This is a genomic window from Rhodomicrobium udaipurense JA643, from assembly GCF_000636015.1.
GTDB classification, from domain to species: Bacteria; Pseudomonadota; Alphaproteobacteria; order Rhizobiales; family Rhodomicrobiaceae; genus Rhodomicrobium; species Rhodomicrobium udaipurense.
On sequence record NZ_JFZJ01000038.1, the window covers coordinates 1 to 22,341 of the forward strand.

Sequence of the window (22,341 nt, forward strand, 5' to 3'; positions counted from 1 at the left end):
GTCGCCGCCTTGAAAGACGGCAGCGCAAGGGCTGGAGACTCGTTCTCGAACGAAGCGCATCCGCATATCGTCGGCTATTCCAGCGCCGCCGCCGCTGCCGACGTGGTCCCGCTGGCAGGCGCGGTCGCGGTGCCCGCCGTGCAGGCGAAGATGCTGCACAGCCTCGCCCGGATCTACGGCGTGGAATGGAACCGTCGCACATTGTCTGAATTCGGCGCATGCCTCGGGGCGGGGGTGGTGACGCGCATGGCTGCGGCGTTCGGCGCACGCCAGCTTGCTAAGCTCATCCCGGTCTACGGGCAGACGGCGGGGGCTGCTGCTGCCGCCGCTACGAGCTTCGCCACCACCTTCGCCATCGGCAAGGCTGCGTGCTATTTCCTCGCGCGCCAGCGTTTGGGGCAGAGCGACCCGAAAGGCGTGGCCGAAGCCTATGCCGCCGCGCTGGCAGAGGCATTCCGGTTTCGAAAGAAGGCGGAAGCTGAGAGCAAGCCCGAGGGCGCGCCTGCATGAGCGGCCGCAAGGACAATCTGATCTGGCTTCGCTTCGCGCTGGTCGCGCTGTGCTTCGTGCTGCCCTCGCTGACGCTGATCCCGCTTGGCGGCCTGTGGCTGTGGGAAAAGGGCTACGCGCTCTACTGGGTCGCGGGCGCATTCGCGTTCGTCGGCCTCGCCTTCCTTTTCCAACTCGCCATGTTCCGCCGCCTCGACATCCCGCTCCGAGCGCCGCGCGAGGTGGAGCTTCCCGAGGACGCCGCCGCCGATACATGGACACCGCGCGAAAATCAGGCGTGGGATGCGGTGCTCGAAGTGGCTGACACGGTAAAGGTGGACGATCTCACCAGTTGGCCGGCGTTCTGGGCGCTCGGAAAGCGCACCATCGACGCGGTCGCCCGGAAGCTTCACCCGGAACAGGAAAATCCGCTTTGGGAGTTTACCGCGCCCGAGGCGCTGACGATCATCGAGCAGGTCGCCGTGCGCCTCAAACCCGTCGTTGCCGACAACATCCCGCTCGGCGACAAGCTCACCATCGGTCAGGTGATCCGCATCTATGAATATCGCTCGCTGATCGACGTGGCGCAGAAGGGCTACGACATCTGGCGCATCATCCGCATGCTGAACCCGGCGGCGGCTGTCACGCAGGAACTGCGCGAGCGCATGTCGAACCAGATGTATCGCTGGGGGCGCGAGGAACTCGCCAAGCGGCTCGCGCGGGCCTACGTGAAGGAGGTTGGCCGCGCCGCCATCGACCTTTACGGCGGACGCCTGCGTGTCGAGCCGGAAGACCTTCAGGCGCATGTGACCGAGGCGACGGAGCGCGACCGCCGCGCCGCGTCGAAAGTTGAGGCCGAGCCGCTGCGCCTTCTCATCGGCGGGCAGGTGAATGCGGGCAAGTCGAGCCTCGTGAATGCGCTTCTCGCCGAAATCCGCGCCGGGTCCGACGTGCTTCCGCTGACGAACGGCTTCACCGCTTACGAACTGAAGCGCGAGGGCGTGCCGCAGGCGCTGCTGCTCGACAGCCCCGGCCTCGACAGCCCGGACCAGCCGTTGCAGGCGCTGGTAGAGGAAGCGGCGAACGCGGATCTCATCCTGTGGGTCGCGAGCGCCGTGCGACCGGATCGCGACCTCGATGCCCGCGCGCTCGAAGCCATCCGCGCGCATTTCGCCGAGCGGCCGAACCGTCGCCGCCCACCCATGCTGTTCGTGCTGAGCCACGTGGATCGTTTACGGCCCGCACGCGAGTGGTCGCCGCCCTACGATCTGGACGACGCGTCGAACCCGAAGGCGGCCTCGATCCGGGGCGCGGTCGAAGCGGCTGACGCCGATCTCGGTTTCGCTGCCGATGACACGATCCCGGCCTGTCTCGACACGGGCGTGGGCCTCTATAATGTCGATGCGATCTGGGCCGCGATCACGGAGAAGATGCCCGAGGCTCAACGCGCGCAACTCGTGCGCACGCTTCAGGACATCGACAAGGGCTTCGACTGGCGGAAACTCCGCACGCAGGCGGCAAACGCGGGCCGCATCATAGCGAAGGCCGTGTTTTCCGGCGGCGAGCGGCGGCCGTAGCTCGATCCGCGCCCCCCCCCCCGAGCGGGAAAGTCGCTCCGGCCCGCCGCTATTCAAGCATGCCGAGCGCGTGCATATACGTCGCGAGGATAGCTTCTTCGGTTTGCCGCTCGGACGCGTCCTTCTTGCGGAGCGAAATGATCTTCCGCAGCGCTTTGGTGTCGAAGCCGTTCGCCTTCGCCTCGGCGTAGATGTCCTTGATGTCGCCCGCGAGCGCGGCCTTCTCCTCTTCGAGCCGCTCGATGCGCTCGACGACCGTGCGGAGCTGCTCCTTCGCCGACTTGTCGATGCTGCCGCCGCTGGCGCCGATATCCGCTCCGCCGTCGAACCCTGATGCGTCGTCCACGCCGCTCTCCTGTTCCCCCGCCGCAAGCCGGTGCTCACGGCGAAAATCACGCTGTTCCAAAGGCCCAAGGCACCCCGCGCGCCCCAGCCTGATTTGAGGCGCGAGACTATAGCGGCGCGATTGCGCATTCAACGTGGCAGCGTCTGCCGTCCACCTTTCGGTTGCGGCTGTGGACACGGGCGAGGTGGGGGTTGCATCGCCCGCGACTCAGAGGAACCGGCTATTCCTCGCCGCTTGCGGTTTCCACATCGCCTTTTTCCACGCGCTCCATGACGCGGTCGGCTTCCTCGTCCGAGCGCGATTCATAATATTCGAGGCGTGAGAGCGGCTCCGCATGCGCCGGATCGGCGAGGATCGCAGCGAGGCTGTCCGCGAGGATCGCGGCCCATTCGAGCTGCCCGGCTTCCTCGCGGATGAGATCCTGGCGCACCTCCACGAGCACATTCGGCAGGCCGCGCAGTGTCGCATGGCGGAAGATCGTGTCGTTGCGCAGGAACCCGGAATAAGGCTCGTTGTCGCCGATTTCGAAGCCCGTGCGCTCGCGAAGCTGTTTCAGCGTGGGGATGGGCAGGCGCGGGTCTTTATCCCACAAGACGGCCGCATGCCATTTGCGCGGAACCCCGCGCCAGACATTCGTGAAGCTGTGCATCGAGAAGATGACGGGGATCTGCCCGCGCGCCAGCATGGCGTCGATCTCGGCGGCGACGGCGGCGTGGTAGGGCCGGAAGAAGGCCGCGATGCGACGCTCCATCTCGGCTTCGTCGACATGCGTATTGCCGGGAACGACCGCGCCATCGGAAATGCGCATGATGAGCGTCGGATCGTCCTCGCCGCGATTGGGATCGATGAGCAGCCGCGAGAAGCGCGACGAAACAACGGTCGCGCGAAGGCGACGGCCGATCTCGCGCGCGATCCCGAGCGCGCCGATGTCATAGGCGATGTGCCGGTTAAGTTGCACGTCGTCGAGGCCGAGCTTGCCGTATTCGGGCGGCATCAAGTTCGTCGCGTGATCGCACAGGACGAGCAACCGCGTGTCCGGATCGCCGGGCGAGACTTCGAAGCTTTTCCAGCTCTCGCTGCTGGGGGCCGGTTTGCGGCTGGAGGTCGTTTCTATTGATGGAGGCTGGTATAACATGCCGCTCAATATTGTGAGGGCCGGACGATTTTGCTCGCCCGGCGGCGAAACTTGCGTGTTGTGGGCTTCTTGCTGTGGCCAATAAACCACTTTCTCGCGCGGGAGTTCAAGCCCGTTGCCCTATCGGCTCGCCGAACCGGCAGCGCGGCGCGCGATCAGACCTCTGCATTCGCGCGCAGAAGGCTTGCGAAAGCGCCGTAACCGCAGCATGGTCGGCGCATGCTGCATATCAATGAACTATCATACCGCATCGAGGGACGGCCGCTGTTCGAGAACGCCACGGCGGCGATTCCGGAAGGGCACAAGGTTGGTCTGGTCGGCCGCAACGGCACCGGCAAAACGACGCTTCTGCGCCTGATCGCCGGCGAGATGGCGCCCGATGGCGGCACCATCGGCTTGCCCAGGAACGCGCGCCTCGCCCACGTCTCGCAGGAAGCGCCGGGCGGCCCCGAGACGTTGCTCGACACCGTGCTCGCAGCACATACGGAGCTTGCGGCCCTGACCGCCGAGGCCGAGACGGCGCACGATCCGCACCGCATCAGCGAGATACACACGCGCCTTGCGGACCTCGACGCGCATTCCGCGCCGTCGCGCGCCGCCCGCATTCTCTCGGGCCTCGGCTTCGACGAGGCGGCGCAGCAGCGCTCGTGCAGCGAATTCTCGGGCGGATGGCGCATGCGCGTTGCGCTGGCGGGCGCGTTGTTTGCCGCGCCCGACATCCTTCTTCTCGACGAGCCGACAAACTATCTCGACCTCGAAGGCGTTCTCTGGCTCGAAGACTTCATCGCGAGCTACCCTTACACTGTGCTGATCGTCAGCCACGACCGCGATTTGCTGAACAACGCGGTCGACAGCATCCTTCATCTGACGGAAAAGCGCCTTTCGCTTTATTCGGGCGGTTATGATCGCTTCGAGGAAACACGCCGCGAGCAGCAGCGCCTGCAACTGAAGCTGAAGAAAAGCCAGGACGACCAGCGCCGCCATATGGAGGCGTTCGTGGAGCGTTTCCGCGCGAAGGCCACGAAAGCGAAGCAGGCGCAAAGCCGCCTGAAGGCGCTGGCGAAGTTGCAGCCCATCGCCGCCGAGGTCGACGCGCAGGTGGTGCCGTTCCGCTTCCCATCGCCAGAGCGCCCGCTCGGCAATCCGCTCATCCGAATCGAGGGCGCGAGCGTCGGCTACGACCCCGAGCGGCCCATTCTGCGCGGCGTCACGCTTCGCCTCGACGCCGACGACCGCGTGGGGCTGCTCGGCGCGAACGGCAACGGCAAGTCCACGCTCGCGAAGCTGCTTTGCGGCAAGCTCGCGCCCGTCGAAGGCCAGCGCCGCGCCTCGAACAAGCTCGACTACGGCTATTTCGCGCAGCATCAGCTCGACGAGCTTCGGCCCAAGCTTTCGGCCTACGATCACATCGCCGAACTCATGCCGGACGCGACCGAGTCTCAGAAGCGCGCGAAGGTAGCATCCATCGGCTTCGGCTCGGACAAGGCCGACACGGCGTCGGAGAAGCTGTCAGGCGGCGAGAAAGCGCGGCTGCTGTTCGCGCTCGCCACGTTCCACGCGCCGCATCTCCTCATTCTCGACGAGCCGACGAACCATCTCGACGTCGACAGCCGCGAGGAGTTGATCCACGCGCTGAACGATTATGAAGGCGCGGTGATCCTCATCAGCCACGACCGGCATTTGCTGGAAGCGACGGTCGATCGCCTGTGGGTGGTCCGCAACGGCACGGTGGCGCCTTATGACGGCGACCTCGAAAGCTACCGTGCGGAAAGCCTTGCGGCGGCGAGGCAGGCTGCGAAGACCGGTTCCGGTGGCGACCGCCCTGCGGAAGCGAAGAAAAGCCGCGAGGAGGAGCGCCGTCAGACCGCGCAACGCCGCGCCGAACTCGCGCCGCTCAAGAAGCAGATGACCGACCTCGAAAAGCGGGTTCACGATCTCCAGAAGAAAATGGCGGCCATCGACGCGCGGCTCGCCGATCACACGCTTTACGAGCGGGAGCCGGACAAGGCGCGCGCGCTGACGCTCGACCGCGCGGCGTTGCTGAAGGATCTCAAGACCGCCGAGGATGCGTGGTTCGAGGCGTCGCTCGCCTATGAAGAGGCGGCTGTCGACGTTTAACGGCGGGCGACAGACCCGCCCGTTCCGACGCCGCCCTTCTCCCCCCTTGCCGATTCGCTCCCTTCCAACGCTGCCGCGAGCGTGGCACGGCCCTTGCTGTATTTTCAAAATCGACGCCCGCCTTGCGCGGCGAATGCCTATTGTCGGCTTTTTGTCGCGAAGGCTACGGCGTAGATGTCAGCAACTTTTCCAACTTAGAATTATTATAATTTCGTTTCTTCTGTCTCTAAGCTCAGTCTTGCTTCGACGTGTTCGGAGTATTGATCTCTTAGAATGATTATAAGTGCTGATTTTTATTGCGAAGGAAGGAGCGCTTGCGTATTTAATCGATGTAGGCAAGTCAAATGTAGATAATCGGCGCGATGATCATCTGTTCCTGCAACGTGTTGAGTGATGAGGCGGTTCGGTCGGCGATGTCCAGCCCGAACCCGCCGCGCACGCCATGCCAGGTGCACCGGCATTTCGGCTGCACCGCGAAGTGCGGCCGCTGCACCCGGTCTCTGCGCGACGCCATGGATGACGGCAGAGCTGAGCAGCCGATGGAGCAAATGCAGGTCGCCAAGGTCGCCTGATCGGCTTCGTTCACCGGCGGGCCGTTTCCGACAATGCCTCAGTTTTCTTATTTTTACCAGGACGGGAATCTCTTCATTCCCGGGTTAAGCCCGTTGCGGTCAGTTCGGATCTGTGAACCGTTTGCAGATCGGATTGCGTCGCAATCTCATCGGAGCGGGCTCTAGGCATTTGCACTGGCGATGAAATTTCTGTGAGCTGTTTAGAATTACTCCATTTCCAGCATTGATTTTGAAAGAGCCCATCCGAGATTCTCCTCCATGATCGCGTTGCGATTCTCACCGCAGCCAGCCTGCCTCACCACTCGGAGAACAGAATGAAGGGCGACCCCAAAGTCATCGAATATCTGAACGCGGGACTCAGATCCGAACTGACCGCCATCAATCAGTACTGGCTGCATTATCGCATGCTCGACAATTGGGGCTTCCTCTCCCTTGCGAAGTACTGGCGCAAGGAATCGATCGAAGAGATGGAACACGCCGACAAGCTTACCGCGCGTATCCTTTTCCTCGATGGCTTCCCGAACCTGCAGGTGCTCGACCCGCTCCGCATCGGCCAGACCGTGAAGGAAATATTTGAGGCCGACCTCGCCTCGGAGATCGGCGCGCGCGCACTCTATCAGGAAGCCGCGACCTATTCGCATTCGGTGCAGGATTACGTCTCGCGCGATCTGTTCGAGAAGCTGATGCACGACGAGGAGGAGCACATCGACTTCCTCGAAACGCAGCTCGGCCTCGTGGACAAGCTCGGGATTGAGCTTTACTCGCAGTACCAGATCGGTGGTCTCGACAAGGAAGGCATCGACTGAGGATATTTCCGCCGGGTCGAGGGAATGCCTTCGACCCGGTTGTTCGGCGATGGCGCCGGACGTGCGTCGCTACTTCTTCGTCTGCGAGTACCGCACGATGAGCTTCGGCGTCGCCTGCGCGGTCGAGTCCCTGGTCAGGGTCACGAACTCCTGCTTTTCAGCGTCGAAGGTGTCCACCGTCCCGCTGTCGATGTTGTAGACCCAGCCGTGCAGGCTGAGCTGTCCCGCAGCGAGCTTCGCCGCGACAGCAGGATGCGTCGCCAGATTGCGGAGCTGACACAGCACGTTCTCATGCACGAGCGCATTCAAACGCCTCTTTTCGTCCTCCTCCGGCGAGAAGCGCGCCTCCACGATCTGCTTCGCCGCGGCCGCGTGTTTGATCCAGGCGCCCACAGCAGGCATCTTGTCGAGCTTGTCATCGCGCAGGATGGCTTTCATCGCGCCGCAGTCCGAATGGCCGCACACGATGAGGTTCGGAATGCCGAGCCCCTGAACCGCATATTCGATGCTGGCGGAAACTCCGCCAGACGCGGGGCCATAGGACGGGATGATGTTGCCCGCGTTGCGGATCACGAAAATATCGCCCGGGTCGCATTGGGTGAGCAACTCGGGCACCACGCGGCTGTCGGAGCAGGCGATGAACACAGCGAATGGCTTCTGGCGTTCGCCGAGTTCGTTGAACAGTTCCTGTCGCTTGCCGTGGATTTCTGTCTGAAAACGCAGAACGCCGTCGATGATTCTGTGCATGGAAGATGTACGGCTCCGGTTATAGGGTCCGACAATTTACCACCGATAGGAGAGGCATGCGAGCGGCGTGCTGTCTCGCTGCAAGACGGGCTAATACCTCGCTGATGAAATGCGTCCGGCCCGCCTCGTTCGATCAAATAAACATGATATTGTCCAGATCGCGCGCTACGCAGGCTTTGCCGGTGGGGGGTCAAGCGTTCGTTAACCACGATTTGACATAATCGGCATTGTTCCGGGGGCCGATGTCATGTGGCGTACTCTTGGTTTGTTCGTGTTTTGCGCGAGCCTTGGCGGATGCGCCGCAACGGGCGCGCTGCCTTCAATGTCAGGATTTGGCGGCGGCCTTTCCGATACGGAGCCGCCCAAAACCGCGATGGCCGCAGAGCCGGTCGCGACGTCGACCGCCTCAAGCTCGGGGTCGTCTTCCGGGATTTCCGGGATTTGGTCGAATTTCTCGTCCGCCTTCAATTCAGGAGACGCGGCGGCGGCATCGAAGCCGCCAGTCGGGGAGCAGTCGGACGTTCTCGATCCAAACGAGGCGCTGCGCCTCGTGAACGACTACCGCGCGTCGCAGGGGCTGCCCTCGCTCTCGCTGGAGCCGCACGCGACCGAAGCCGCCTATATCCTCGCCCGAAACATGGCGAAGACCGACAGGATGTCCCACGTCGGACCCGGCGGCGCGGATGTCGGCAAGCGCCTGACGCTGGCGGGCTATCGATACCGCGTCGCGGCCGAGAACATCGGCGCGGGGCAGGCGTCGGTGGCGCAGATCATCGACGGCTGGAAGCACAGCCCGCCGCACAGCCGCAACCTGCTACTGGCCGACGCGAAACACATGGGCATCGCGTTCGAGTACAAGCCCGACACGAAGTTCAAAAGGTTCTGGGCGCTTGTCGTTGCGGCGCCGTAAATCGACGTTGGCGGCATGCTCGCAAAGTTGACGATGCACGAGGTCCAAATCCCTGATAAAGCTGCGCCGCTCGTGAAAGATTCGCAAGAGCTCGGGTGGTGATGAATATCCAGGGTCAGGTCGCAGCGGAGCCGCAGGGCGTCGCGGCAGCGCCTCAGGGACATGCGAAAGCCATGGCTCTTGCGGCCCTTGGCGTCGTGTTCGGCGACATCGGCACGAGTCCGCTTTATACGCTCAAGATCGTGCTCGCGGCGAGCGGCCATCAGGTCGTCGACCGCGCCATGGTGTTGGGGTCGCTGTCGCTCATCATCTGGACGCTCATCATCGTGACGTCGGTGAAGTACATCGCCGTGGCGATGCGCGTGGATAACCACGGCGAAGGCGGCATCATGGCGCTGATGGCGCTCTTGAGCGGCGGTCGCAAAGGGCTCGGCGGGCGACGGCAGAGGCGAACCTTCGTCGTTATTGTCGGCCTCGCGGGCGCTGCCCTCATCTACGGCGACGGCGTCATCACACCCGCAATATCGGTGCTGTCCGCGCTCGAAGGCCTCGCCATCAAGGCGCATAGCTTCGAGCCGTACATTCTGCCCGCAACCATCGTTATTCTCGTGCTGCTGTTCCTTGTTCAGCCTCGCGGCACTGCCACCATCGGTCGCCTTTTCGGGCCGATCATGCTCGTCTGGTTCGCGACATTGGGCCTGCTCGGCATCGGCGGCATATGGGAAAATCCCGACGTGCTGGCCGCGATCAACCCGGCATACGGCCTCTATTACCTCTTTGAAGGCGGCCTGGCGTCGTTCCTGATCCTCGGCGGCGTGTTCCTCTGTGTCACGGGCGCGGAAGCGCTTTACACGGATATGGGCCATTTCGGGCGGCGGCCGATCCAGATGGCGTGGTTCTTCATCGTCTTCCCCTGCCTCGTGCTCAATTATGCCGGTCAGGCCGCGCTCGTCCTGGATGGAACCGCCATCGCGGAGAACACCTTCTACGCGCTGTGCCCGAGGGAACTGCTCATCCCCCTGATCGTCCTCGCGACGATCGCCACCATTGTCGCCAGTCAGGCCGTCATCACCGGCGCTTTCTCCATGACGCGCCAGGCCATCCAGCTCGGGTGGTTGCCGCGCCTCCACATCACGCAGACGTCCGCGCTGGGCTTCGGACAAATTTACATCGGCGTCGTGAACTGGACGATGATGGTCGTCACCATCGGGCTGACGCTCTCGTTCCGCGAGGCTGACAACCTCGCCGCCGCCTATGGCATCGCCGTGTCCGCCACCATGCTGATGGATTCGTTCCTGCTTTACATCGCTATGCGCGAATATCTCGGCTGGGACCCACGGCTCTCCGCGCTGCTGGCGGGCTGCTTCATCATCGTCGATTGCGCCTTCGTCATCGCCAACTCGGCGAAGATGCTGGATGGCGCGTGGGTGCCTCTGCTGCTCGCCGCGATTATCGCGGGGCTGATGTGGGTCTGGCATTCGGGGCGGCGCGCCGTCATGGCCGTCCTCGTTTCGCGATATCGGCCGATCCACGAGTTTCTCGCCGAACTCAAGGAAACGGGCGTGCCGCGCGTTCCGGGAACGGCGGTTTTCATGACGCGCTCGAAGAAGGGGGTTCCGCCGGTCATGTCGTGGCACGTGAAGCATAATCGCGCGCTGCACGAGCGGGTGGTGGTGGTGCATGTGTCCATCGAGCCCGTGCCGTTCGTGAACCCGGAGCATCGCCTTCACGTGGAGACGGAGGACGATAATTTCTGGCGGGCCATGGTGTATTACGGCTTCATGGAGCGACCGGACATCCCGCCCATTCTCGAACTCGTCAAGGAGCGGGGATACGACATCAATCTCGACGATGTGACCTATTACATCGGACGCGAGACGGTCGTCGCCCGCGAGGATGGGAAAGGGTTGCCGCGCTGGCAGGAAAATATCTTCTCCATCATGGAACGCAACGCCGCGCAGGTGACGGACTTCTTCCGCCTGCCCGTCGACAGGGTTGTGGAGATCGGGCGGCAGGTCGCGATCTGAGATCGCTGCCGCCCCGCTCGACGTATCCCAAATTGGCGTTCCCGAAGTAGGCGCGGTTCCCGTCGACAACCCGCTCCCAATGATTTGGCGAGCAATCGATCCAAACGATTTGTATAAAATTGTCTAGAAAGGTAAGCTTCGCTACGTCTGAAATGCTCCAGACTTTCAGGTGAGGCACACATGATCAAAGCTGTCTTTGCCGCGCTGGCGCTTGTCGCCGCCGCGCTGATCGCACCGGCCCAGGCCGCCCCTGCGGCGCCCGCGACCGTTTCAACGGAAGCCGTCGCTTCCGAGGCGGTCAACGTCTATTATCGCTATTACCGCCGCCGCTACTATTACCCACGATATCGGGTGTATCGCAGGTATTACTACTACCCGCGATATCGCGTGTATCGCAGGCATTACTACTATCCCCGCTATCGCACCTATTATTATCCGCGGTACAGATATCGCTACTATTACCGGCCGCATCGCCACTACTATCGCCGACACTACTGGCGCCGCTGGTAGTTCGTTTCGCCGCGCGGTTTTCGCCAAGCCGCACCGGGCGCCTTGAAACACCGCCCTTCCGCCGCCGTGGCGGAAGGGTTTTTTCTTGAGGCTCAGGATTTCGCCATCTCGCGCAGAATGTACTTCTGAATCTTGCCGGTGGACGTCTTCGGCAGTTCGTTGAACACCACGTGGCGCGGGCATTTGTACGCCGCGAGATGCTGGCGGCACCACGCGATGATCTCCTCGGCCGTCACGATCGCGCCCGGCTTCAGCTCGATGAACGCGCAGGGCGTCTCGCCCCACTTCTCGTCGTGCTTCGCCACCACGGACGCCGCCTGCACCGCCGGGTGCTTGAACAGCACGTCCTCTACCTCGATGGACGAAATGTTCTCGCCGCCCGAGATGATGATGTCCTTCGAGCGGTCCTTCAGCTGGATGTACCCATCCGGGTGCATCACGCCGAGATCGCCCGAGTGGAACCAGCCGCCCGCGAGCGCGTCCTCGGTGGCGTCCTTGTTCTTGAGGTAACCCTTCATGACGACATTGCCGCGAAACATGACTTCGCCGAGCGTCTCGCCATCGGCGGGCACGTGCTGCATGGTCAGCGGGTCGATCACGCTGAGGTCTTCGAGCGGCACGTAGCGTACGCCCTGCCGCGCCTTCTTCTGCGCCTGTGCGCCGCCGTCGAGCGCGTCCCATTCGCCCTTCCACTCGTTCACCACTGACGGGCCGTAGGTTTCCGTCAGGCCGTAAACATGGGTGACGTTGAAGCCCGCCTCGCGCATCTCGGCGAGCACGGCCTCGGGCGGCGGAGCGGCTGCGGTGAGGAACTGCACCTTCTGCTTCAGCTTGCGCTTGGCATCGGCGGGCGCGTTGAGGATCGTCGACATGACGATTGGCGCGCCGCAAAGATGGGTGATTTCGTTCTCGTAAAGCGAGGCCCAGATCGCGTCGGGGCGCACATATCGCAGGCACACCTGCGTGCCGCCGACGAGCGGTATCGTCCAGCCGAAGCACCAGCCGTCGCAATGGAACATCGGCAGCGTCCAGAGATAGTTCGGGTGCTTGCCGATCTGGCCTGCGAGCGTATTGCCGAGGCTCGTCAGATACGCGCCGCGATGGTGATAGACGACGCCCTTCGGGTTGCCGGTGGTGCCGGATGTGTAATTGAGCGAGATCGCGTCCCATTCGTCGTCGGGCATTTTCCACGCGAATTCCGGATCGCCGCCAGCGATGAACTCTTCATATTCGACCTCGGAGAGGCGCGCGCCGAGCCCCGGAAACTCCTTATCCGCATAGTCGATGATGACGGGCTTATGCTCCGAGAGCTTCAGCGCCTCGGCGACGACCTTCGCATATTCGGTGTCGGTGATGAGCACCTTCGTTTCGGCGTGATCGAACATGAACGCAATGTTCGCCGCGTCGAGGCGCGTGTTGATCGAGTGCAGCACCGCGCCCGCCATCGGCACGCCGTACTTCGCATCGAGCATCGCGGGCACATTCGGCAGCATCACCGACACGGTGTCGTTCTTGCCGATGCCGAGCTTCGACAGCGCCGAGGCCAGCCGACGCGAGCGGTCGTAGAACTCGGCGTACGTATAGGTCTTCGCGCCATGCACCACGGCCGGGTGGTTCGGGTAGACCCGAGCGGCGCGCGCGAGGAAGCCGAGCGGCGTCAGCGGCTGATGGTTGGCGGGGGTCTTGTCGAGATTTTGCGTGTAGGCGGCGGTCATGGTGGCCCTCGGAGCAGCGCCGTCAGCGCGAGTGGAAGCCAATAAGTCCGGTGCCTCTTCAGGGCATCGACCGCAAGCGTTCTGCCCGTGATGACGCTTTCTTCAATATCAGTAAGGCTTTTATCGTAATTCGCAGGGGCGAAAAACCGAAACCTTGGCGCATCAGACCAAGGGATACGATCCGGCCAGAGCCGTTGACCAGCCTCGCGCACACTCGGCTCGCTAAATGTTAGGGATACCGCACTTCCGGCCCGCGAGCGGCAGCCCGGTACAGGCAAGAATGCTCCTGGGCGGCTCCGGCACGGCGACATTTTCGACGTCCTTCTGGCTATCCGCAGGAACGGCGGGGGCTTGTGCCACCGCAGCGAGGGGTGCCCGTGGCGCTTCGGCAGCGCAGGCGGACAGGATGAGCGAAATCGCGACGCAAGAGAACACGCGGGCCATGACATGCCTCCGTGCCAGGATCAATTGTGCGATTCCTCTTTCATCGAAGGCGGCGATTCGCTCAATCAATAAATTGTAAGGAAGTTTTAACGCTGGCCTTTCGGCGCGCCGACTCGGGCTTCGTCGCGAGCAACGTCTTTCGTTTGCGGATGCTAAAAAAACTGTTAGTCTTGTCTGTTAGTGGGGCGGCAAAACACAATCTGCGAAACAAAACGCAGACGGAGGTTCGTTTGGCCATCGGAGAACGAGGCGGCGCCATTTTCGGAGAGCAGGATACCGCCGTCTGCGATGAAACGGCCGGAACCGCATTTCCTATTTCAAGCGCCCCTTGCGCCTCCACGGCTTCCCCGCTTTCAGGAATAAAGGTTAATCCGCCGGTCTATCGTCCGGCGAAAGTTTCACGCTCGGCCGACGTGGCGGAGGCCCCTTCCTCGGCAATTTACGGCGCGCTCGACCTCGGCACCAACAATTGCCGCCTCCTCGTCGCGCGGCCCTCGCGTCGCGGCTTCTTCGTGATCGACGCCTTCTCGCGCATCATCAAGCTCGGCGAAGGGGTCAGCATATCGGGCGTGCTGTCGGAAGAGGCTATCGCCCGCACTATCGAAGCGCTCAAGGTGTGCTCCGCCAAGATGACGCGGCGCGGCGTGACGCGCTCGCGGCTGGTGGCGACCGAAGCTTGCCGGATCGCGAAGAACGGGCCGGACTTCATCGCCCGGGTGAAGCGCGAGACGGGCCTCTCGCTCGAAATTATCGGCCGCGAGACCGAAGCGCGCCTTGCCGTTTCGGGCTGTGCCTCGCTCATCGACAAGCAGAGCGACTATGCGCTCATCTTCGATATCGGCGGCGGTTCATCGGAATTCGTCTGGCTCAACCTCAAGACCGGACGGCGCGCGCGGCGCATCTCCATCGAGGATCGTCTCCGCATTCAGGATTGCATCGAGGCGTGGACGTCCCTGCCCTTCGGCGTGGTGACGCTCGCGGAACGCTTCGGGTCGAGCCGGGCCGAGGGCTTCCAGTTCGAGGACATGGTTCGCTTCGTGCAGGCGGAACTCGAACCCTTCAGCCGGGTGAACGGTATCGGCGCGAAGATCGCAAGCGCCGATACGCATCTGCTTGGCACGTCAGGCACCGTGACCACCATCGCGGGCGTCTATCTAGGCCTTGCCGAATACACGCGCGCAAAGGTCGACGGCTGCTGGCTCTCCACCGACAGCATCCGCGACGTATCGAAACGCATCGCGGCGATGAACTGGGCGGAGCGCGCGGCGCAGCCCTGCATCGGGGCGGAACGGGCCGATCTCATCCTCGCGGGCTGTGCGATCATGGAAGCGATGATCCGCGTCTGGCCGGTGAATTCCCTGCGTGTCGCCGACCGGGGCTTGCGCGAGGGCATCCTCGCAACGCTGATTGCCGAAGACGCCATTCGCGAGCGCGGCGTCGGCGAAAAAAATGTCGGCAAACTTCGTCTCGATCCGGCATTATCGGCGCATGACGAAGCGAGAGCAAAATCCGGACCGATCCTTTAAGATCAAGCTGAAGAAGACGCGCGGGCGCACGGCCTCGCAGCGGCAATGGCTTGAGCGGCAGTTGAACGACCCTTATGTCGCCGCCGCGAAGCGTGACGGCTACCGAAGCCGCGCCGCCTACAAGCTCGAAGAGATCGCCGAGAAATACGGTCTCCTGAAGCCGAGCGACATTGTCGTCGACCTCGGAGCCGCACCCGGCGGCTGGAGCCAGGTCGCGGCGAATCGCGTGAAGGCGGCGGATGGGCGCGGCGCGGTCGTCGCGCTCGATTATCTTGAGTTCGACGCGATCCCGGGCGTGGCCATCCTCCAGCAGGATTTCACCGATCCCACCGCCGACGAGCGGCTGATCGACGTTCTGGCGGGCCGTCGCCCGAACGCGGTGCTGTCCGATATGGCCGCACCCACGACGGGCCACCGCCAGACCGATCATTTGCGCATCATGGGGCTTGCCGAGGAAGCGCTGGCCTTCGCCGTGCGCGTGATGGCTCCGGGCGGCTTCTTCCTCTCGAAAGTGTTTCAGGGCGGCAGCGAGAAAGCCTTCCTGGACATTTTGAAGCGCGATTTCGCGACCGTTCGCCACATCAAGCCGAAGGCGAGCCGGGCAGAAAGCCCCGAGCTATACGTGCTGGCGACGGGGTTCCGCGGGAAGCCCCGCGAGCAGGATGGCTCGGAGGAAGAAGAATAGGCGCGAGCGACACCCGTGCCCGGCGACGCCGAATCAGCGCTCCTTTACGATCACGACGGCGCGAAGCCGCTGAGAAGAGGCTCCGCCCTGCCATCCGAAAGCGTCAACGCCCCCTCGGGATCGGCGTCACGGTAATATCGCCATCCGTTGCCACGCTTGACGAGGTCGACGGGAGGGCTTGCGGCGTGGAGGGCAATTTGGCGGGTGGCGTCGCGGGCACATTCTGCACGGCCTGTGAGATGCGCTGAGCGAAGTTCGGATCGCCGCCTGCGCTGGGTGCCGTCGTAGGCGGCGCCGCCGGGGCAGGAGCCACCGCCGCCTTGCTGGCCTTGCTGCCGCTCGCATCCGCGCGCTTCGATGTCCGCTGCGTTTCCTCAAACTTGGCGATTTCCTCGCGCGAGTATTCTGTCGCCTTGCACGAGCAGCCCTTCACGAAAACCTTGCGGTTCCGGAACGCGAAGGGTTGCGTCACATAGAGGCGACCGGACAACGAAACCATCTGGTCCACATCCTGATCGGAGCGGTGATAATAAAGCTCGGCCGGGGACGCGCATTGCGACTGGCAGCGCTCCGCATCGGCTGGAAACTGGCTTTCGGTCGTGGCGGTCGAGATCGGATAATAGAAGCCGTCGCATTCGCGCACGCACAGCGTTCGGTAGGTTGACGCGCCGCCATAGGTCGGCGTCGTGGTCCAGGTCGAGCGGGGTGCAGCGGGTTCGGAATCCTCCTCATTGCTGAAGAACGAGAAGATGGAATTGTCGCGCCTGCGCTGCGCGTCATATTCGCGGGCGTATTGATCGCCGCAGCGGTTGCGCGCGAGGTCGGCCACGATGTCGTCATGGCGGGCGCGGGGGGCACTGCCGCGCACGATGGCGTCGCGCCGCGACTTCAACTGCGTGAGATTGGCCTTCGCTTCCTGCACCTGCCGGTCGAGGTCGAGGCAACGCGGCGTGCGCCGCAGCGTCTTGCCGAACAGAAACATGTCTTCATAGCAATCGGAGCGGTCGGCGTCGGACTGCGCGCGGCGAAACGCCATGTCGGCGTTGCGCATGTCGGCGTCGATCCTCGGCAATTGATCTTGCCCGGTGTTTGCCCCGCCGCCTGCAAGCTGCGCCTCAAGGTCGCGGCACCGCGGGTTTTGATTGCCATACGGGGAAGCGGAGGGCGGCGCGCCATAGGGCTGGCCGTAAGGCGGCTGCTGTTGGCTCTGTCCGTAGGGCGCCGGGTTCTGCCCATAAACGGGTTGTTGCTGGCCGTAAGGCGGCGCATCGTAACGGCCCGAACTGCCCCACTGCGCCGCGCTCTCCGTGGCACCGAAGGCGAGCGTCACCGCCGCCCAGCAAAACAAGCTCACACCGCGAAAGAAAGTCGTCATATCACCTGCCGCCGATCGGGGCCGGGCGGCCCCTGCCTCGAAGTATTAGCCCCAGTTGCCGCCGTTCGCAAACCAGCCCTTGAGAGTCACGCGAAATTCCACTGTAAAATCGGTGAGTCCCGCACTGTCCGGCTTGACCTCGTACAAATTTGCGGCAATGTTCGGATCATGAGACAAAATGTTTCCACCTGCAGCCGGTGCATTATTAACGCGAGCTAGAAAAACGCTGGCGCGGCATAGGATTTTTGTTTCAAAGACAAGCCCCGCCAGCAAGGGCCAGGGCTTATGAAGCTTAAGCTTTACAATACGCGGACGCGACGCAAGGAAATCTTCCGGCCCATAGACCCAAAGGCCGTGCGGATGTATGTGTGCGGACCTACCGTCTACGATTTCGCACATATCGGCAATGCGCGCCCGGTCATCGTGTTCGACGTGCTGTTCCGGCTGCTCCGGCACGTCTACGGGGCGAAGCATGTCATTTATGCGCGCAACATCACCGACGTCGACGACAAGATCAACGCGCGCGCGGCCGCCGAGGGCGTTTCGATTCGCGAGCTGACCGAGCGCACCGCCGCGCAATTCCACGCAGACGCTGCCGCCATCGGAGCGCTGCCGCCGACCATCGAGCCGCGTGCGACAGCGCACATCGCCGAAATGATCGCGCTCGTCGAGCAACTCATCGCGAAAGGCCACGCCTACGCGGCGGAAGGACACGTGCTGTTCAACGTGCCGTCCGACGACGATTATGGCGGATTGTCCCGCCGCTCCGTTGACGACATGCGGGCGGGGGCGCGCGTCGAGGTTGCGCCTTACAAACGCGACCCGATGGACTTCGTGCTGTGGAAGCCGAGCGAAGGCGCGGAGCCCGGATGGGACAGCCCGTGGGGCTTTGGTCGCCCCGGCTGGCATCTCGAATGCTCCGCCATGGCCGAAAAGCACCTCGGCAGCGTGTTCGACATCCACGGCGGCGGCATCGACCTGCTTTTCCCGCACCACGAGAACGAGCTGGCGCAATCGACCTGCGCGCACGACACCGAAGTCATGGCGAATTACTGGGTGCACAACGGCCATCTTCAGGTCGAAGGCCAGAAGATGTCGAAGTCGCTCGGCAATTTCATCACCATCCGCGAGTTGCTGAAGGACTGGCCGGGCGACGTGATCCGCCTCAACATGCTGCGCACGCATTACCGCCAGCCGATGGATTGGACGGCGAAAGGGCTGGCCGAGAGCGATTCGCTGCTCCGGCGCTGGCGCGCGGCCATCGACGAGGACGGCGCGGAAGGTGACGTCGATTTCGGTGAAAGCGCTTTCCTCGGCGCGCTCGCGGACGATCTGAACACGCCGCTTGCCATCTCCGCGATCCACCAGATGGAGCCGGGCGACAAGTTTCGCGCGCTCGATTTGCTCGGCCTCGGCGAACAGGCGGAAGATCCGCGCCTCAAATCCGTAAACGAAAAGGCGATCGAGGAGCGAATTACCGCGCGGCTGGCGGCCCGCAAATCGAAGAACTGGGCGGAGGCTGATCGCATCCGCGACGAACTCGCTGCGATGGGCGTTGCGTTGAAGGACGCGAAGAACTCCGCGACGGGCGAAATCGAAACGACCTGGGAAATCGCGCGCTAGATTGGCCCGCCGACCGGAAACGGGGCGAGCAAAGCGTGCGCGATTTTCGGTGCTCCCGGCTGGCGAGGGGCGCATTCCTGTTTGATTGGGCAAGTTATGAAAAAGCGGCTGTATCTGTTCGACACCACGCTGCGCGATGGTGCGCAAACCCTCGGCGTCGATTTCTCGCTCGAAGACAAGCATCTCATCGCGAAGCGCCTTGACGTGCTGGGCATCGACTATATCGAAGGCGGCTATCCCGGCGCGAACCCGGTGGACACGGCGTTTTTCGAGGCGCCGCCGAAGCTCAACGCGAAGCTCGTCGCCTTCGGCATGACGAAGCGCGCGGGGCGCTCCACCTCGAACGATCCCGGCTTCCAGCAACTTCTTTCGGCGAAGGCGGACGCGGTTTGTCTCGTCGCGAAATCGTGGGATTTCCACGTCGACCTGCAACTCGGCATCACGCTCGATGAAAACCTCGACGCCATCCGCGCGTCGGTCGCGGCGGTGGTGGAGCGCGGGCGCGAAAGCATCATCGATTGCGAGCACTTCTTCGACGGCTACAAGGCGAACCCGGACTATGCGCTTGCCTGCGCGAAGGCCGCGTATGAGGCGGGCGCGCGCTGGGTGGTGCTGTGCGACACGAACGGCGGCACGCTCCCGCACGAGATTGCAAAGATCGTGGCGGCGGTGACGAGCGTGCTTCCCGGCGACCATATCGGCATCCACGCGCATAACGACACCGAGCAGGGCGTGGCGAATTCGCTGGCCGCCGTGCTTTCGGGCGCGTGTCAGATTCAGGGCACGCTAAACGGCCTCGGCGAGCGCTGCGGCAATGCGAACCTCACCTCGATCATCCCGACGCTGCTGCTGAAGGACGATTTCGCGGGCGCGTTCGAGACGCGCGTAACGCCCGCTGCGCTGAAGACGCTCACCTCCGTCTCGCGCCAGTTTGACGAACTCATGAACCGCCAGCCGAACCGCCACGCGCCCTATGTTGGCGAATCGGCCTTCGCGCATAAGGGCGGCATCCATGCCTCCGCGGTGAACAAGGAGCCGAAATCCTACGAGCACGTGCCGCCGGAGAGCGTCGGCAATGCGCGCAAGCTGCTCGTATCCAATCAGGCGGGGCGGTCGAACATCCTCGCGGAACTCGCCCGCATCGGCATGGAAGTGGCGAAGGACGATCCGCGCCTTGCCGCGCTCCTCGACGATGTGAAAACCCGCGAGGCTCAAGGGTATGCCTACGAGGCGGCCGACGCCTCCTTCGAACTTCTCGCGCGGCGCGCGCTTGGCGAGGTGCCCGATTACTTCGACGTGGACCAGTTCCGCGTCATGGTGGAGCGCCGCCACAATGCGAAAGGCGAGCTCGTCACCGTGTCCGAAGCCGTGGTCAAGGTGCGCATCGGCGACGACGTTCTCATGAACGCGGGCGAGGGCAACGGCCCGGTGCATGCGCTCGATCAGGCGTTGAGGAAGGATCTCGGCGCGTATCAGCCGAGTATCCAGGATCTCGAACTCGTGGATTTCCGCGTGCGTATCCTGACGGGCGGCACTGACGCGGTCACACGCGTGCTCATTGAGTGCCGCGAAAAGTCTACCGGCGAGCGCTGGTTCACAGTGGGCGTGTCGCCGAATATTGTAGATGCCTCTTTCGAGGCGCTGCTCGATTCCGTTAATTTCAAGCTTTTGAAAGACGGGGTGGCAGCAGTGGCGCGCACCGAGAGCTTGGTGCGGTTCGACGGTTCAGCCGCGCGCAGGCCTGTAGTGGAGCGAATTTGACATTTGAATCCCGTTGCTGCCAACTTTCGTCCAAATGCAAAGTCAGAAGATCCAGTGGAACAGCGATGTGCGAGGTGTCCTCCGAATGTTGACATATTGCATCCGTTGCAGCGCGCGCAGATGTCGGGATCGGACCGAGGCTGTTCTCTAATTCCGGGTCTGGCGTCAAGCTCTCCGTAAACTTCCTTGCGGGGCCCACTGTTCTCTCCGCGTTCGGGCGTGGAATGCCCTTCGCATGGTGGCGCCTGGTGACTTTGGCGGACCAATGTGTGAGACGCGCTTTGCCTATTTCGGGCCTCGCATAGCCTCGGACGATCTCGCCATCGCCACGTCCCGGCAGGGACGTCTTTCTCGCCCTGGAGCGAGAACTCGCTGTCCTGATCAGTCAGCTTGCATGGCGGCTCCTTGCGATGACCAGCTGAACTCCGTGCCATCCATCCACATCCGATGCAGGATAACGGCAAGTTTGCGAGCCACGGCGACGCGGGCCTTGTTCAGGTTCCTGCATTTTGCGATGCGCATGCCCCACGCCTTGAGAGCAGACCATTTCGCGATCCGCGTGAGCAGCACATTGGCCGCTTCGTACAAATAGCTTCGCAGCATCGCGTCGCCGCATTTGGATATGCGCCCGGTTCGATCGGTCTCGCCGGATGCGTATCGGCGCGTTGTCAACCCGACATAGGCTCCAACAGCGCGCGACTTCTTGAACCGCGCGGGATCGTCGATCGTCGCCAGATAACAAAGCGCCGTGATCGGACCGACGCCGGGCACGGTCATGAAGCGGCGAATTTGGGGGGCGCTCCGAGCCAGGCGCAAGACCTTGCGATCGAGATCGGCGATTTGCTTCCCGAGCGCCTCTCGTGCCTTGAGAAGCGGCTCTACCGCAGCGGAGAGCGCAGGCTGCCCGTCAAGCAACTCTTCTGCCCGCGTTGTGAATGTCGTCATCTTGGCGCGCCCTATGACGAGCCCGAAGTTCTTCAATAATCCTCCGATCTGGTTCTCGAGATCCCGCTTCAGTGCGACGAGCAGCGCCCGACTGCTCAGAAGCGCCCTGACGGCATAGCTGTCGAGGTCCTTGACGCGGACCTCTCTGTACCATCCGCACTGCATGATGCGGGCGATGCCGGCGGCGTCGTTGCGGTCGCTTTTGTTGATTTGCATCTTCAACGCCGCCTTGGCGTGCCGGGCGTCGATGCAGACGACAGGGAGCCCTCGCTTGTTAAGCTCAGTCCAAAGCCATGTCGATGTCGCTCTGGTCTCAAGGCCGACCAGAGCTACCTGCGGCGCATGAGCGACTATAAAGCGCGCAATCTCGTCGGGATCGGAGGCGACCATCGACTCCCGCTTGATTTTGCCCGTCTGATCGACGACACACACGGCAGTCTGCTTCAGGGAAACGTCCAATCCCACATAGTGCTGCATGGCATGCGCCTCCATCATTGCAAGGCCTGTCCGGCGGCCTCAATCATTGTCTGGAAAGCTGATTCCCCTTGCCAGGGTGTGGCGGGGACCCGGAATTACGCGCATAATCGCCTATTCATCCATGCAAATAGATGCTTGCTCTCGTGTGTTATTTGAAAAATCAAAAGCGTGCTCGAAGTTAATATTGAGCACGTCTGCAACTCATGCACGGAGCTCGGTAAGCGTCGCTATTGCGATAATCGACGGGACGACCGGATCGGAATCCTAACTGAGCCAATGCTCAGCCTCGGCCTTTCCGGCCTCATCGGTCGCGGAGAGGCGGACCGAGAGGAAGTCCTCAACGTCGCTGCTTTCGAGTGCGTTTCTTTCCATGACCGGGGTCAGGAGTGTAGGCCGAAAGCCCAGGTTCGCTCTGACCTCGGCATTGTCGATGTTCCGCTCAGGCATGGCTCTTTCCAATGTCATCCACGGCCTGCCTACTAGCCGGATTCGAGAGGAAATGCATGCTTCCGCGAAGCTACCTACGCTTCTCGCCGAAGGCCGTTGCCCTAAA

20 protein-coding genes and 1 pseudogene are annotated in these 22,341 nt (G+C 62.9%); 11 read left to right on the top strand and 10 right to left on the bottom strand.

Translation table 11 applies throughout. The features are described from left to right. Both T281_RS19085 and T281_RS07635 read left to right on the top strand, forming a co-directional pair. Positions 1 to 510 (top strand): annotated as a pseudogene (locus T281_RS19085) (hypothetical protein); the annotation flags it as partial. Beyond that, positions 507 to 2,066 (top strand): GTPase family protein, encoded by a 1,560-nt coding sequence (locus tag T281_RS07635; RefSeq protein WP_037236774.1) that lies wholly within the window; start codon positions 507 to 509, stop codon positions 2,064 to 2,066. The pseudogene T281_RS19085 and the gene T281_RS07635, both read left to right, overlap by 4 nt. 49 nt (positions 2,067 to 2,115) lie before the next feature. Here the strand turns inward: T281_RS07635 and T281_RS07640 are convergent, their stop codons facing one another. After that, positions 2,116 to 2,376 (bottom strand): DUF2312 domain-containing protein, encoded by a 261-nt coding sequence (locus T281_RS07640; protein ID WP_037236817.1) that lies wholly within the window; start codon positions 2,374 to 2,376, stop codon positions 2,116 to 2,118. Positions 2,377 to 2,632: 256 nt separating this feature from the next. Next, positions 2,633 to 3,547 carry an N-formylglutamate amidohydrolase gene (locus tag T281_RS07645; RefSeq protein WP_037236776.1) on the bottom strand — a complete coding sequence of 305 codons (915 nt, stop codon included), beginning with the start codon at positions 3,545 to 3,547 and terminating at the stop codon, positions 2,633 to 2,635. A gap of 219 nt (positions 3,548 to 3,766) precedes the next feature. Here T281_RS07645 and T281_RS07650 point away from each other — a divergent pair, with 219 nt between their 5' ends. After that, complete coding sequence (locus tag T281_RS07650; protein ID WP_037236779.1) at positions 3,767 to 5,665, top strand: ABC-F family ATP-binding cassette domain-containing protein; 1,899 nt, start codon at positions 3,767 to 3,769, stop codon at positions 5,663 to 5,665. A 340-nt stretch (positions 5,666 to 6,005) separates the two neighbouring features. Here the strand turns inward: T281_RS07650 and T281_RS19975 are convergent, their stop codons facing one another. Next, the gene (locus tag T281_RS19975) at positions 6,006 to 6,251 is read right to left on the bottom strand and encodes a hypothetical protein (protein ID WP_037236781.1); all 246 of its coding nucleotides are present in this window, start codon (positions 6,249 to 6,251) and stop codon (positions 6,006 to 6,008) included. Positions 6,252 to 6,551: 300 nt separating this feature from the next. On the opposite strand from T281_RS19975, the gene bfr reads away from it, so the two are divergent. After that, positions 6,552 to 7,043 carry a bacterioferritin gene (bfr, locus tag T281_RS07660; protein ID WP_037236784.1) on the top strand — a complete coding sequence of 164 codons (492 nt, stop codon included), beginning with the start codon at positions 6,552 to 6,554 and terminating at the stop codon, positions 7,041 to 7,043. 69 nt (positions 7,044 to 7,112) lie between these two features. Here bfr and T281_RS07665 read toward each other — a convergent pair whose 3' ends face one another. After that, positions 7,113 to 7,790: a carbonic anhydrase gene (locus T281_RS07665; protein WP_037236787.1), complete on the bottom strand. Its 678-nt coding sequence runs from the start codon at positions 7,788 to 7,790 to the stop codon at positions 7,113 to 7,115. A gap of 247 nt (positions 7,791 to 8,037) precedes the next feature. Between T281_RS07665 and T281_RS17595 the strand changes: the two genes are divergently transcribed. The 3 genes from T281_RS17595 (at position 8,038) to T281_RS07680 (ending at position 11,237) form a co-directional block, all read left to right on the top strand. Then, positions 8,038 to 8,700: a CAP domain-containing protein gene (locus T281_RS17595; protein ID WP_052037241.1), complete on the top strand. Its 663-nt coding sequence runs from the start codon at positions 8,038 to 8,040 to the stop codon at positions 8,698 to 8,700. Between the two features lie 101 nt (positions 8,701 to 8,801). Continuing rightward, entirely contained in the window at positions 8,802 to 10,727 is a 1,926-nt protein-coding gene (locus tag T281_RS07675; RefSeq protein WP_037236790.1) for a potassium transporter Kup, read from the top strand. A 180-nt stretch (positions 10,728 to 10,907) separates the two neighbouring features. Continuing rightward, a complete protein-coding gene (locus T281_RS07680) occupies positions 10,908 to 11,237 on the top strand; it encodes a hypothetical protein (RefSeq protein ID WP_052037242.1) in 330 nt (109 codons plus the stop codon). 92 nt (positions 11,238 to 11,329) lie between these two features. Here T281_RS07680 and T281_RS07685 read toward each other — a convergent pair whose 3' ends face one another. Further along, the gene (locus T281_RS07685) at positions 11,330 to 12,952 is read right to left on the bottom strand and encodes an acyl-CoA synthetase (protein WP_037236793.1); all 1,623 of its coding nucleotides are present in this window, start codon (positions 12,950 to 12,952) and stop codon (positions 11,330 to 11,332) included. A gap of 222 nt (positions 12,953 to 13,174) precedes the next feature. Next, positions 13,175 to 13,396, bottom strand: a complete 222-nt coding sequence (locus T281_RS07690) for a hypothetical protein (RefSeq protein ID WP_155955156.1) — start codon at positions 13,394 to 13,396, stop codon at positions 13,175 to 13,177. A gap of 413 nt (positions 13,397 to 13,809) precedes the next feature. Between T281_RS07690 and T281_RS07695 the strand changes: the two genes are divergently transcribed. Next, positions 13,810 to 14,922, top strand: a complete 1,113-nt coding sequence (locus tag T281_RS07695) for a Ppx/GppA phosphatase family protein (RefSeq protein ID WP_052037243.1) — start codon at positions 13,810 to 13,812, stop codon at positions 14,920 to 14,922. Further along, positions 14,885 to 15,607: an RlmE family RNA methyltransferase gene (locus T281_RS07700; protein WP_037236797.1), complete on the top strand. Its 723-nt coding sequence runs from the start codon at positions 14,885 to 14,887 to the stop codon at positions 15,605 to 15,607. The genes T281_RS07695 and T281_RS07700 overlap by 38 nt, the downstream gene beginning before the upstream one ends. 103 nt (positions 15,608 to 15,710) lie before the next feature. Here the strand turns inward: T281_RS07700 and T281_RS17600 are convergent, their stop codons facing one another. Further along, the gene (locus tag T281_RS17600; RefSeq protein ID WP_081796671.1) at positions 15,711 to 16,982 is read right to left on the bottom strand and encodes a DUF2865 domain-containing protein; all 1,272 of its coding nucleotides are present in this window, start codon (positions 16,980 to 16,982) and stop codon (positions 15,711 to 15,713) included. A 45-nt stretch (positions 16,983 to 17,027) separates the two neighbouring features. Continuing rightward, positions 17,028 to 17,255: a hypothetical protein gene (locus T281_RS18720; protein ID WP_155955157.1), complete on the bottom strand. Its 228-nt coding sequence runs from the start codon at positions 17,253 to 17,255 to the stop codon at positions 17,028 to 17,030. Between the two features lie 12 nt (positions 17,256 to 17,267). Between T281_RS18720 and cysS the strand changes: the two genes are divergently transcribed. Beyond that, a complete protein-coding gene (gene cysS, locus T281_RS07710; protein ID WP_037236801.1) occupies positions 17,268 to 18,605 on the top strand; it encodes a cysteine--tRNA ligase in 1,338 nt (445 codons plus the stop codon). A gap of 96 nt (positions 18,606 to 18,701) precedes the next feature. Further along, a complete protein-coding gene (gene cimA / locus T281_RS07715; RefSeq protein WP_037236805.1) occupies positions 18,702 to 20,366 on the top strand; it encodes a citramalate synthase in 1,665 nt (554 codons plus the stop codon). A 381-nt stretch (positions 20,367 to 20,747) separates the two neighbouring features. On the opposite strand, the gene T281_RS07720 is transcribed toward cimA, so the two are convergent. Then, entirely contained in the window at positions 20,748 to 21,788 is a 1,041-nt protein-coding gene (locus T281_RS07720; RefSeq protein ID WP_037236830.1) for an IS110 family RNA-guided transposase, read from the bottom strand. Positions 21,789 to 22,052: 264 nt separating this feature from the next. Next, the gene (locus T281_RS07725; protein WP_155955158.1) at positions 22,053 to 22,235 is read right to left on the bottom strand and encodes a hypothetical protein; all 183 of its coding nucleotides are present in this window, start codon (positions 22,233 to 22,235) and stop codon (positions 22,053 to 22,055) included. Between the last annotated feature and the right edge of the window lie 106 nt (positions 22,236 to 22,341).

Coding starts and splice junctions, on each gene's coding strand:
- T281_RS07635 (WP_037236774.1), top strand. CDS start 507: ATGAGCGGCCGCAAGGACAATCTGATCTGGCTTCGCTTCGCGCTGGTC.
- bfr (WP_037236784.1), top strand. CDS start 6,552: ATGAAGGGCGACCCCAAAGTCATCGAATATCTGAACGCGGGACTCAGA.
- T281_RS07690 (WP_155955156.1), bottom strand. CDS start 13,396: ATGGCCCGCGTGTTCTCTTGCGTCGCGATTTCGCTCATCCTGTCCGCC.
- T281_RS07680 (WP_052037242.1), top strand. CDS start 10,908: ATGATCAAAGCTGTCTTTGCCGCGCTGGCGCTTGTCGCCGCCGCGCTG.
- T281_RS07645 (WP_037236776.1), bottom strand. CDS start 3,547: ATGTTATACCAGCCTCCATCAATAGAAACGACCTCCAGCCGCAAACCG.
- T281_RS07720 (WP_037236830.1), bottom strand. CDS start 21,788: ATGCAGCACTATGTGGGATTGGACGTTTCCCTGAAGCAGACTGCCGTG.
- T281_RS07665 (WP_037236787.1), bottom strand. CDS start 7,790: ATGCACAGAATCATCGACGGCGTTCTGCGTTTTCAGACAGAAATCCAC.
- cysS (WP_037236801.1), top strand. CDS start 17,268: ATGAAGCTTAAGCTTTACAATACGCGGACGCGACGCAAGGAAATCTTC.
- T281_RS17595 (WP_052037241.1), top strand. CDS start 8,038: ATGTGGCGTACTCTTGGTTTGTTCGTGTTTTGCGCGAGCCTTGGCGGA.
- T281_RS07700 (WP_037236797.1), top strand. CDS start 14,885: ATGACGAAGCGAGAGCAAAATCCGGACCGATCCTTTAAGATCAAGCTG.
- T281_RS07650 (WP_037236779.1), top strand. CDS start 3,767: ATGCTGCATATCAATGAACTATCATACCGCATCGAGGGACGGCCGCTG.
- T281_RS07725 (WP_155955158.1), bottom strand. CDS start 22,235: ATGCCTGAGCGGAACATCGACAATGCCGAGGTCAGAGCGAACCTGGGC.
- T281_RS07675 (WP_037236790.1), top strand. CDS start 8,802: ATGAATATCCAGGGTCAGGTCGCAGCGGAGCCGCAGGGCGTCGCGGCA.
- cimA (WP_037236805.1), top strand. CDS start 18,702: ATGAAAAAGCGGCTGTATCTGTTCGACACCACGCTGCGCGATGGTGCG.
- T281_RS17600 (WP_081796671.1), bottom strand. CDS start 16,982: ATGACGACTTTCTTTCGCGGTGTGAGCTTGTTTTGCTGGGCGGCGGTG.
- T281_RS07685 (WP_037236793.1), bottom strand. CDS start 12,952: ATGACCGCCGCCTACACGCAAAATCTCGACAAGACCCCCGCCAACCAT.